General features: G+C 53.2%; 6 protein-coding genes, 1 tRNA gene and 2 rRNA genes. 1 reads left to right on the plus strand and 8 read right to left on the minus strand.

Annotated elements, in window-relative coordinates:
- Positions 1-137: 137 nt before the first annotated feature.
- The 4 genes from BUQ90_RS16845 to BUQ90_RS16860 are packed head-to-tail and all read right to left on the minus strand — an operon-like array spanning position 138 to position 6,256.
- Positions 138-596 (minus strand): hypothetical protein, encoded by a 459-nt coding sequence (locus BUQ90_RS16845; RefSeq protein ID WP_143182906.1) that lies wholly within the window; start codon positions 594-596, stop codon positions 138-140.
- The gene (locus BUQ90_RS16850; protein WP_074206241.1) at positions 593-3,292 is read right to left on the minus strand and encodes an RHS repeat protein; all 2,700 of its coding nucleotides are present in this window, start codon (positions 3,290-3,292) and stop codon (positions 593-595) included. The genes BUQ90_RS16845 and BUQ90_RS16850 overlap by 4 nt, the downstream gene beginning before the upstream one ends.
- Positions 3,289-5,217 (minus strand): hypothetical protein, encoded by a 1,929-nt coding sequence (locus BUQ90_RS16855; protein WP_074206242.1) that lies wholly within the window; start codon positions 5,215-5,217, stop codon positions 3,289-3,291. Before BUQ90_RS16855 ends, BUQ90_RS16850 begins: the two co-directional genes overlap by 4 nt.
- A gap of 58 nt (positions 5,218-5,275) precedes the next feature.
- Positions 5,276-6,256: a Calx-beta domain-containing protein gene (locus tag BUQ90_RS16860; RefSeq protein WP_074206243.1), complete on the minus strand. Its 981-nt coding sequence runs from the start codon at positions 6,254-6,256 to the stop codon at positions 5,276-5,278.
- A 278-nt stretch (positions 6,257-6,534) separates the two neighbouring features.
- Here BUQ90_RS16860 and BUQ90_RS16865 point away from each other — a divergent pair, with 278 nt between their 5' ends.
- Complete coding sequence (locus BUQ90_RS16865) at positions 6,535-6,963, plus strand: hypothetical protein (RefSeq protein WP_074206244.1); 429 nt, start codon at positions 6,535-6,537, stop codon at positions 6,961-6,963.
- A gap of 83 nt (positions 6,964-7,046) precedes the next feature.
- Here the strand turns inward: BUQ90_RS16865 and BUQ90_RS16870 are convergent, their stop codons facing one another.
- The 4 genes from BUQ90_RS16870 to BUQ90_RS16885 all read right to left on the minus strand — a co-directional run bounded on the left by BUQ90_RS16870 (position 7,047) and on the right by BUQ90_RS16885 (position 11,096).
- The gene (locus BUQ90_RS16870) at positions 7,047-7,376 is read right to left on the minus strand and encodes a hypothetical protein (RefSeq protein WP_074206245.1); all 330 of its coding nucleotides are present in this window, start codon (positions 7,374-7,376) and stop codon (positions 7,047-7,049) included.
- A 464-nt stretch (positions 7,377-7,840) separates the two neighbouring features.
- Positions 7,841-7,917: transfer RNA gene (locus tag BUQ90_RS16875), tRNA-Met, on the minus strand.
- 100 nt (positions 7,918-8,017) lie between these two features.
- Positions 8,018-8,132 (minus strand): 5S ribosomal RNA (gene rrf, locus BUQ90_RS16880).
- Between the two features lie 166 nt (positions 8,133-8,298).
- A 23S ribosomal RNA gene (locus tag BUQ90_RS16885) occupies positions 8,299-11,096 on the minus strand.
- Positions 11,097-11,277 lie beyond the last annotated feature (181 nt).

Here is an 11,277-nt window from a genome sequence, read left to right on the forward strand (position 1 = left end):
ATCATAGGTGAAGGTTGTGCTGCCGTCCGAGGTCAGATTGCCATTGGCGTCATAGGTGAAGCTCGCGGGGCCGGCGGCGCTGTACTGATTGAGACCGTTGGTGGTGTAGTTGCGGTGCTATTCTAAAAAAGATGAAACTAAGGGCCGCGACCGATTTCGACGGTCAAAATTCGAGGTTCTTTCTTTTTGTCTGAAGTTTCAAAAAGTTCATCACAAAAATGATATGGGATTTCAATTGTCTGGCCACCATATCTGCTTGCAGAAATGTAGATGCGAGATCCTTTGTCGGAAATCACCTTGATGTGTTCATTTATGTTAATGCCGTGCAGGTCGGTGACGCCGGGATGACCCTTGTTCACAAATTCATCTTCTGCCAAAGATTCAACCACCACGTCTTCGATGCAAATGTAGGAACTTGATGGAGGCATTATTTCGACGTCTATCTGATTGAATTGTTCTACAAAATCATAACCAACTTTGTATGTGACATCACCAGAATGCTCGACAGAAACCGGTTCCGAAGGCGGAACACAACAGACAACAATCAATACTAAGCCGAATGACAACATGGCTTTGCTGCAAGTTATCAGTCTCATTCGACCCCCAAGCCTAACGCAAAAGCCAGATTTGTTGCCGATTTCAATGCCGCCGCAGGGTTGCGACTGGCCAATTTTTGGGCACTCCGACGCCCGTAAGTATTACTCCGGGGCCCATCGTTGATGGTCTGATAAGGCACATGGTGCAATGCTTCGTGAATCAGTGTTCTAGCTTGCGCTGGAGGGTGTATTTTGGAAAATGCAGGATAGATGACTAAATGCCGATTTTTTGGAACACTTCCTTCGGTGCCTTTAGATCCGGCTGCCACTGCTCTTCTGTCTTGATGTGCCTTAGGCTGAGCTCGTTGAACAACAGGAATATCGCTTCTCAATACGGCCAGAGCACGATTTCCCGTGTCAATCAGACCGGTCAGGTTGTCTGCTGACTCGCCAAATCCTTCACCGAGAAACTCGCCCACTCTGTCCTGGATCTGTTGCTGTTCTTCAGTCAATTCATCACCGTTTTCCAGTGCGTCCCTTAGGGAACTCACATTTTCAAGACTTGTTTCCAGCTGCCTGATAGCAGATTCTTGGGGTTTCTGACAAATCCTAGTAGCAGCAGAATTACAGCCATACATACCGAATGGATCAACATTCCCAACCGGATCATTCCCAACATATGCGTACAAATTATACTGATCCTCATACCCGATCGGATCGGTCTGCAGGAACCGGCCCAGCGTCGGCGAGTAGGCGCGGGCCTTGTAGTGGTAGATGCCGATCTCGGGGATCGCGATCTGGCCGGTATACTGGAACCGGCCGATATTGGTGTCATTGGCTATGCCATAGGCGTCATAGGCGTTGACCGCGATCGCATTGCCATTGGCATCCGTGATCGCGCTGATGCTGCCCTGCCAGTTGGCAAACAGGTGGCGGCGCGTGGTGCTGCTGACCGTGCTGCCGTCATACCAGAGCAATGGATTATCGACGCCATTGCCATGGACATAGCGGGCTGTGATCGCACCGGCGGTGTTGTATTCCGCGACCAGGGCGTCACCGTCATAAAGAAAGCGCGTGGTGCCGGAGGGCGAGGACACTTCATAGAGCCGCCCCAGCGGATCATAGGTCAGCGTCGCGGTTTTCGCGCCACTGGCGGAGATCAGGCGATTCTCGACATCATAGGTGAAGGTCGTGCTGCCGTCCGAAGTCAGATTGCCATTGGCATCATAGGTGAAGCTCGCCGGACCGGCGGCGCTGTACTGATTGAGGCCATTGGTGGTGTAGTTGCGGTCGACATCATAATGCGCGGTGTTGGCATAGAGATCGTTGCTGGTCGTGCGCGACCTGATCTGGGAGGCAGGGGTGTAGGAGAAGCCGAAGATATTGTCTTCGGCCGTTCCCTGTGCCTGGATGTCCAGGGAAGACAGCCGACCAACAGGGTCATAATAATAGGCGTCCTGGAGACCCGTCAGACGGTGATTGTACCAGAGCTGGCCGCGATCATTATATCGGTTGGCGGCCCGCCGGTTGGCCCAGATGGCGCTCCCCTCATAGATATCATAAGATCGATTGAGCCCATCATAGCTGTAGGTAAAATATTGCCCGTCCGGATGAGTGATCCGGGTACGATTGCCGTTCTTGTCGTATTGGTATGAGAGTGTTTTCGACACGCTGTTTACGTACATGCTCGCAGTCAATTGCCGACCGGCATCATCGTAAGTAGAGCGCAATCCTTCGCCTGCGGTGCTGATGTAAGTTGCGGACAACTGGAGCCCGCGCAGATCATATGTGTAATACACATCTTTGCGGTGTTCATAGGGAAGATCCGCCCGATAAGGGAGATCTTTTACCGTCATCCGGTTCAGCGCATCATATTGATAGGCTATTGTAAAGCCGTCGCGCTTTCTCAAAGACGTGCGGTTGCCATTCGCGTCATACCCATATTCTTCAAAATCGCTGAAATCGACATTGCCAGCGGTAGCGAGAGCTGTCGCCTGCGTAGTGTCATTGAAGCTTGATGGCCGTGTCTTGCTCGGAAAACTCCAGTAACGTTGCCTATCATGTCCATCATAGGTGAGCTTGGCCCGGTTGCCATTGGCATCAATCACATATTCCTTGTTGCCGTTCTGGGTATAGCTATAGGTGACCTCGGCTTGTTCCACGTTCTGAACGCCGAATGCACGGCGGACCTGCAGCACCTGACCCGCCACATCATAGACGGTTTTGGTGATCCGGTCCTTGCCGTCCGGCCCTTCGGTGGCGTGGGTACAGGCGCTGGCCGGGAGACCAGTATATGTTGCCGGATTCATCCGCACGGCGGTGCACTCCAGCCGGCCGACATTGTCATAGCTGTACTGGGTCAGGCTGACCGTGACATTGTCGCTGCCAGCCACCCAGTCTTTGGTCTTCCGGTTGGATCCGTCATAGGCACTATGTGCGGTGCGATGGATGGTGAAGCCGCTCCAGTTCGCCGGGGCCACCGCTTCGGACTGCCAGCTGGCCAGTTCGCCGCTCTCCACCTTGATGACATTGCCGCGTGCATCATAGGTGGTCCGGGTGGCCAGATATTTGAGCGTACCGCTGCCATCCGGATCCGGAGCAATGGTGCCAACCACCCGTCCCAATATGTCATAGCGGGTGGCGCTGGTGTGATCCGAAGGAGATGTCTGCGCCTGGGCCGCAGAGGCAGCGAGGCTGGTTCCAATGACCGTGGCGGTCAGGGCAAGTGCGATTTTGCGGTTCAGAGACTGTCTCATGGGCAGCTACTCCCCGTGCCTTCCGGCTGGGTCTCGGCTATCCACCTTCCCAGATCGTCATATTGGTAACAGGTGCGCAGGTTGAGCCCGCCGCTGTCGACGACGACACCGCGCAATTGCAGGTTGTTGGCACCGGTGGTCGGCCCATAGTCATAGGTCGTGACCACTTCATCAGCGGCGGCGCCCGCGCAGCCGCTGCCGGATGCCGCGGTCGTCTTGCAATACTCCTCCGACGTCAGCAGCGAAATCGGTGGCTGCAGTGCGGTGCCGTTGACGTCCCGCGCATAGCGCAATGTATAGGTATAGCGCGTCTGAGGCCGAACACCATTGACCGCCGGAGCGGTGACCGTCAGCGGCTGACCGGTTGTGCTGCTATAGGTATAATTGGTCGTGTTGCCGTTCGCGTCCGTCGTTGATTGCGGCTTCTTGCACAGCAATTCGGTCGCGCAGTTATAAGATGCTGTCGTGACAATATCCGCCAAAGAAGATCCCGGCTTGGCCTTCTGACGGGTCTCCAATGCATTGCCATAGAGATCATATGTGAACTCGGCGATATTGCCTTCCGGATATTTCCAGTAGCGGACCGGCACTGTGGCGCACCCGGTTCGTGGCGGGAACGGAGGCTGCCCGCTGGTTGTTATGGGAAGGCAATAGTCGCCCAGGACTTCTCTGCCCAAGGGATCGATGATCTTGTTGGGGCCTGCGGAAATCGAATAGGAATCGCCTTCTTCCCAACCAGGGCGCTTCATTTCCTGAAAGCGCACCGTGGCTGTCGCGCCATCATTCCGCGTCCAGGTTCCGCCCGCCACTTCCATCGTGGACTCATTGTGTTCGGTGATGTTCCAGGCGTAGCTGTACGTCCGGCCGTCCGCGAAAGTCTGGCTTTGCGTATATTCATAAAAGGGGTGACGCAGCAGAGTGTTGGTCAGATAAGGCGTCGACTGACCCGGCATTTTATAGGTTTCGGTCCAGGTGTAATTGCTGCTGGGCCAGTTCGCCAGGGCGGCAGCCCAGGCTGTGGCGCTATATGTGGAAGTATAGTTGTGGACCTGCTGCAATGGATCGGTAAACGACGTCATCCTGCCATTTGATCCATAGGCATAACTGGCCGTGGGGACACCGGCTGGGCAGATATTGTTGGACGGCGCGCTTTGGACCGCGAGATTGATCACGCAGGCCTTGCTGACATATTTATAGCCCGCAACGGTGGTCTGCTGAAAAATCAGCGCATAGCCGTGATTGCTGGTGACCCGGCGCAAATAGGCCGGACTGGAGCTGGTCGGTTCGTCATAGCTCAGCGTGTAGGTCGTACCGTCAGGCTCCTCGACCTTGGACGCATAATAGCCGGTTCCGATTTGCGAGGAATTGGACAAAAGTACGCGCGGCCCGTCCGGATTGGCGCCTTCCTCCCGAAAAGTGATTTTGGTGCCATCGGATGCCGTATAGACGAGATAGCGATCCAGCGGGTTTGAACCGGTCGGCACGCCGCGGATTGAAGCACGCTGGGTGTTCGAATAGGCGACAAAATTGTTCGAGTTGGCACCCGTGCTGAGCGCAAATCCGCGGCCGCCCCCGATGACTGCGAAATTGGCACCGCCATTCTTGATCGGCGCGTAGGTCGCATAGATGTGCCAGTTGTGAGAGAACTGGCCCATGGGTTTCGACCATTTCCAGTCGTTTTCACCATTGTTCCGGGTCAGGCTGAGACCACCGCTGCCACCGATTAACAGGTCGGTGCTGGAATAGGTGTACTGGCCGGTGCGCATGTCGACACCGCCTTCGCTGACCGCATATTGCTCGGCCGGAGATGGCGGGACCGGATTGGGGTTGCTGCCCGGGCCGCCAGGATCATCCTGCGCCTGTGCCGATGCGCCGAGCATCAATCCCAGAACCGTGGCCATTGTCAAAGCGCTTTGTTTGATCATCGAAGCTTTCCTGTCGACAGTGAGGGAATGGGAAAAAACGGAAGATGCGCGGGATCACTCATTCGAATGGCCCTCCGCCGCCGCAGCTGTTGGTCACAAAGACCGTGGCGGTGTCGGTTGCGCCATGGGCATCCTGAAGCGTGTAGGTGAAGGAACCGGTGGATGCATTTTCGGCAATGATCAGGCCATTATTTTCGGACAGGGCCATTCCGCCGCCACCGGTAATGCTGGCGACCGACAGCGCATCACCATCGGGATCGGTGTCGTTCAGCAGCACGTTTTTCACGCCCTGTCCGCAAAAGGCAATCAGCGTGTCATTATTGGCAGTGGGCGGGTTGTTCTGGACATCATTGTCGGAAATCGTGCCCGCGCCCTGGCTGTCGGTGATCGTCGAACCGCCAGTGGGGTTGGACAGATTCAGATACATGGCTTCTGTTTGCTCAAATATACTGTCGTTGACGGTTGCGACACTGACCGTCAGCGAACCTGTTGAACCGTTAAATGTCAGTGTGCCGGATTTCGCGGCATAGTCCGATCCGGTGACTGCCGACCCGTTGGCTGTCGCGTAGGAAACAGAATAGCTGCTGGTAACGCTGCCGCTCTTTGTGACGGTAAACACCAGATTGCCACCCTCGGTGGTGCTGGTGTCCGAAACGGCAAAGCCCGGCGGTGTTTCCCCACCACCTCCGGAGCCACCACCGCCAGTATTGCTGCCGGAACCGCCGCCGACATTGCCGGTCGCACCGCCATCCGAACCGGCTCCGCTGGACCCCGTAACTTCATAGCCGGTCCGGTTCCCCGCATCGTCATAATCGATGTCCGTTGTGACGCCGTTGTTGATCGAACCCGTTTGCTGGGTTCGTACCAGCCGGCCCAGCTCGTCATAGGTATAAAGAACCGTCTCGCCCGCAAGAACAGGCATGGCGACGAAGCAGGTGGTCAGTGAACAGGCGAACAGACGGGCAGATATTTTTACTTTGCGACTGGAGTTTCTGGTGTGTCCCTGACCGGTTTTGCCAATCAATTTCGCAAAGTGCATAAAGATCCCCTTTGCATGAGGGCTGCATTTTCGATTTTTATATGTCAATGCACCTGCCCTGACAGTAACGGACATTGATCAGTTATTTTCACAAAATTCGGATTGATATAGCTATTCAATCAGGTGCAATTCCAAGGAAAATGCTTTCACCAATAGCCAAATTTATTACTATCAAAGATAGGCCCATTATGGGGGATATTCTATACCATGGTGCATGAAACTGTTCATATACTCAGAGATGAATCGAATCATCTTGTAAAAAACAGGGAAAATCGAAGATGATCTCAAATTTGCTTTTGTCGACAGCACATGTCCTGAGCAACGCTCGACTGATAATTCTGGCGATACTGAGTCTCGGACCGGGTGTTACGCAGGCCCAGGCAGGGACCATCACGTGCAATGTCAAGATCACCTCGGTGGGGACCGATCCCAACGGAACCGTAATTCCCAAACTGGAGGGCATGGGCTGGCCCTATATGTGCAATCTGACAACCGGTCACGCCACCAATGCCGGAACCATCGCTCCGGAAACCTGTCAGGGGTGGCTCTCCATGTTCATGACCGCAGTAGCCACCCAGCAAAGCATGGTGTTTTATTTCAACTATGGCGCCGCACCAGCACCAGCCGACTGCGCCTCTTTCACCAATTTTTCGTGGCAGGTTCCCGCAGTATTCCCGTATTTCATGTCACTTGAGAAGCCTCAATGAACCAGATCAAACAAATCGAAAGTCTTGTTGATTGACCATGCCCGGAAGAGAAAAAGATGCACGAAAGTTAGGCCTCATCAAGCCTACATAAAATTGCCCAGGTGGTAGATCGCACCTGGCTGGGTCCGGTCGTTGACCAGCAGGTCGATCGATTCTCCAGATGCATAGCGCAAGAGGAAATAGGCATATTGCGACTTTCCGGTCTCTGTTGTGAGGTCCATCCAGTAATTGTAGCAACAGCCCAGCCAGTTTGAGTCGAAACTATCCAGATTGCGAAGATAGACCCTGTTACCAGAAATCACGAATTTGATTTGCGAAGCATCACCAACGCGGACAGTATGGTAGGCGAGTGCTGGTGTTGGCAGACTCAATATTCCCAGTGCAGCAATAATTTTCATTGCGGCTTTTTTCATGAAACTCCCCTTTGCGCGTCGCCTGCTACTTTACTTCCAGCATGTCAACGCAACGACCATGACAGAACCGGTCTTTGAACGAGTGCTTTTGAGACAAGCAATGAATAACAGGCATGTAACCTGGCCGAAGCCAACGAGATAATATTCAACCAGGCGCCGCCGGCCGGTCAAAAGAAGAAAGCACCATTGTGGGGGCATTCCGCGCCAGGACGATGATTGCGACTATTGGAGCGCGAGGGACAAGAGGTTGAAGGAAGGGCTGATTCATACGTCCTGATTTGTCGTGGCTGGCTTACACTCGAGACCACTTTTTGGGAGCAGACGAACACTCACGACATAGATCATGCCGCGCTTTCTCATCAGAAGCACTCTCCACCTTGCTTACTGTGTGCTTACAGCAGCAAAACAAAAAAGCCCCGCTGGTAACAGCGAGGCTTGTAATGTTTTGATTTTCTTCAATAAATTGGTTGCGGGAGTAGGATTTGAACCTACGACCTTCAGGTTATGAGCCTGACGAGCTACCGGACTGCTCCATCCCGCGCCAAAATAAAAAGCGGCCGGCCCGATGCCGGACAGGCCGCTTTTTGAAAAAGTGAATGGGTTATTTCCGCGTGACTTCATGTTCATGCGCCTGCTGCAATGCCTGGCGACGACCTACTCTTCCATGCCTTAAGACAAAGTACCATCGGCGCTAACTGGTTTCACGGCCGAGTTCGAGATGGGATCGGGTGGGTCACAGTCGCTATGGCCACCAAGCAATGAAGCAAGCGCATAAGCTGTAGTCACGGGTCTTTTAATCGATGTGGTTATGAGCGCACATCTTGTCAGCAAAACACTGACGGTGTGCACTTTCACCATGGGCCGAGCTCAATCGTCCACGCCACAACGATGTTTTCCAACATTGTTGTTGATGGCGGGATTCTACAAGCGCGAAAAGAGTAATTAGGACTGGTTAGCTTCACATGTTACCATGCTTCCACACCCAGCCTATCAACGTGGTGGTCTTCCACGACTCGATGATAACTTATCTTGAGGGAGGCTTCCCGCTTAGATGCTTTCAGCGGTTATCCCGTCCATACATAGCTACCCAGCAGCACGCCTGGCGGCATGACTGGTACACCAGAGGTATGTTCAACCCGGTCCTCTCGTACTAGGGTCAACTCCTCTCAATTATCGACGCCCACGGCAGATAGGGACCAAACTGTCTCGCGACGTTCTGAACCCAGCTCACGTACCACTTTAATTGGCGAACAGCCAAACCCTTGGGACCTGCTCCAGCCCCAGGATGTGATGAGCCGACATCGAGGTGCCAAACGATTCCGTCGATATGAGCTCTTGGGAATCATCAGCCTGTTATCCCCGGCGTACCTTTTATCCGTTGAGCGATGGCCCTTCCACGAGGGACCACCGGATCACTATGACCGACTTTCGTCTCTGCTCGACTTGTCAGTCTCGCAGTCAGGCTGGCTTATGCCATTGCACTCTAACAGACGGTTTCCAACCGTCCTGAGCCAACCATCGCGCGCCTCCGTTACTCTTTAGGAGGCGACCGCCCCAGTCAAACTACCCGCCACAGAGGGTCCCTGATCCGGATAACGGATCTAGGTTAGACACCAGAAAACAATAGGGTGGTATTTCACATTATGGCTCCACCACGACTGGCGCCATGGTTTCAAAGCCTCCCACCTATTCTACACAATTCTTTCCTAATGCCACTCTGAAGCTGCAGTAAAGGTGCACGGGGTCTTTCCGTCTAACCGCGGGTACTCCGCATCTTCACGGAGAATTCAATTTCGCTGAGCATATCCTGGAGACAGTGGGGAAGTCGTTACGCCATTCGTGCAGGTCGGAACTTACCCGACAAGGAATTTCGCTACCTTAGGACCGTTATAGTTACGGCCGCCGTTTACTCGGGCTTCAATTCAAGACTTTCATCTCTCCTCTTAACCTTCGAGCACCGGGCAGGCGTCAGACCCTATACGTCGTCTTGAAGCCGACTTAGCAGAGTCCTGTGTTTTTGCTAAACAGTCGCTACCCCCCAGCTTGTGCCCCCTGCCAAAAGTTGCCTTCTGACAGGGCCTCCTTCTCCCGAAGTTACGGAGGTAATTTGCCGAGTTCCTTCAGGATACTTCTCTCAAGCGCCTTGGTATACTCTACCTGCCCACCTGTGTCGGTTTCGGGTACGGTCTATATGGTGGAGCTATTTCCTGGAACCTCTTCGAAGCCTGATCAATCCAATAAGACCAGACAACACACGAGATCCGTCACATTCCACCAGGTCACGGAATATTAACCGTGTTCCCATCGACTACCCCCTTCGGGCTCGTCTTAGGGGCCGACTCACCCTGCTCAGATTAGCTTTAAGCAGGAACCCTTGGGCTTTCGGCGACAGAGCATCTCACTCTGTTTGTCGCTACTCATGTCAGCATTCGCACTTCCGATACGTCCACCGTCGGTTACCCTTCGGCTTCATCCGCTTACGGAACGCTCCGCTACCGCTGCAGTAAACTGCAACCCTAAGCTTCGGTGCATATCTTTAGCCCCGTTACATCTTCGCCGCAGGAACCCTTATTTAGACCAGTGAGCTGTTACGCTTTCTTTAAAGGATGGCTGCTTCTAAGCCAACCTCCTGGTTGTTTTGGGATTCCCACATGCTTTCCCACTTAGATATGACTTGGGGACCTTAGCTGTAGGTTAGGGCTGTTTCCCTTTCGACGACGGACCTTAGCACCCGCCGTCTGTCTCCCGGACTTGTCTCTATGGTATTCGGAGTTTGGTTAGGTTTGGTAGATCTCGCGACCCCCTAGCCCATCCAGTGCTCTACCCCCATAGGAAAACATCCGAGGCACTACCTCAATAGTTTTCGCGGAGAACCAGCTATTTCCCGGCTTGATTGGCCTTTCACCCCTAAACACAACTCATCCGATAATTTTTCAACATTAAACGGTTCGGTCCTCCAGTGCGTGTTACCGCACCTTCAACCTGGTCATGCCTAGATCGCCGGGTTTCGGGTCTAATTCATCGAACTCATTCGCCCTATTCAGACTCGCTTTCGCTGCGCCTACACCTAACGGCTTAAGCTTGCTCGATAAATTAAGTCACTGACCCATTATGCAAGAGGTACGCTGTCACCGCATATGCGGCTCCAACTGCTTGTAAGCATTCGGTTTCAGGTACTATTTCACTCCCCTAATCGGGGTGCTTTTCACCTTTCCCTCACGGTACTTGTTCGCTATCGGTCATGTACGAGTATTTAGGCTTGGAGGGTGGTCCCCCCATATTCAGACAGAATTTCACGTGTTCCGCCCTACTCAAGTCCCTGTTGATCATTTTCGCATACGGGACTGTCACCCACTATGGTCAAACTTTCCAGAATGTTCTGCTAATTTACAACAAGGCACTGGCCTGGTCCGCGTTCGCTCGCCACTACTAACGGAATCTCGGTTGATGTCTTTTCCTCCGGTTACTGAGATGTTTCAGTTCGCCGGGTTCGCTTCACCAGGTCTATTTTATTCAACCTGATGATATCCTTCCCCATTTACTCTCATCTTGTCATCCGAAGACTTCAAAACAAAAATAAATGGTGAGGATGGGTTCCCCCATTCGGAAATCGCTGGATCAAAGATTGCTCACATCTCCCCAACGCTTATCGCAGCGTGCCACGTCCTTCATCGCCTGTACATGCCAAGGCATCCACCAAATGCTCTTACCTCACGCTTGAGAATCCACACCACCAACAACAAGATTGGAACAAAGCTCCACGCCCCTTGCATAAAAAAGCGCTTTGCAATGGCCAATTCGGCCTTGCCTGTGTGTGCGGACAATTATTACTCAGCCTTTAGTAATTCAAATATGAATACTATGTGCCAATTAAGTGCTCTCAATCCGGTGGAAAACCACC

This window comes from Parasphingorhabdus marina DSM 22363, assembly GCF_900128895.1.
Taxonomy (GTDB): domain Bacteria; phylum Pseudomonadota; class Alphaproteobacteria; order Sphingomonadales; family Sphingomonadaceae; genus Parasphingorhabdus; species Parasphingorhabdus marina.

Excerpts from the sequence above, each read along its gene's own strand:
- BUQ90_RS16845 (WP_143182906.1), bottom strand. The coding sequence starts at position 596 with ATGAGACTGATAACTTGCAGCAAAGCCATGTTGTCATTCGGCTTAGTA.
- BUQ90_RS16850 (WP_074206241.1), bottom strand. The coding sequence starts at position 3,292 with ATGAGACAGTCTCTGAACCGCAAAATCGCACTTGCCCTGACCGCCACG.
- BUQ90_RS16855 (WP_074206242.1), bottom strand. The coding sequence starts at position 5,217 with ATGATCAAACAAAGCGCTTTGACAATGGCCACGGTTCTGGGATTGATG.
- BUQ90_RS16860 (WP_074206243.1), bottom strand. The coding sequence starts at position 6,256 with ATGCACTTTGCGAAATTGATTGGCAAAACCGGTCAGGGACACACCAGA.
- BUQ90_RS16865 (WP_074206244.1), top strand. The coding sequence starts at position 6,535 with ATGATCTCAAATTTGCTTTTGTCGACAGCACATGTCCTGAGCAACGCT.
- BUQ90_RS16870 (WP_074206245.1), bottom strand. The coding sequence starts at position 7,376 with ATGAAAAAAGCCGCAATGAAAATTATTGCTGCACTGGGAATATTGAGT.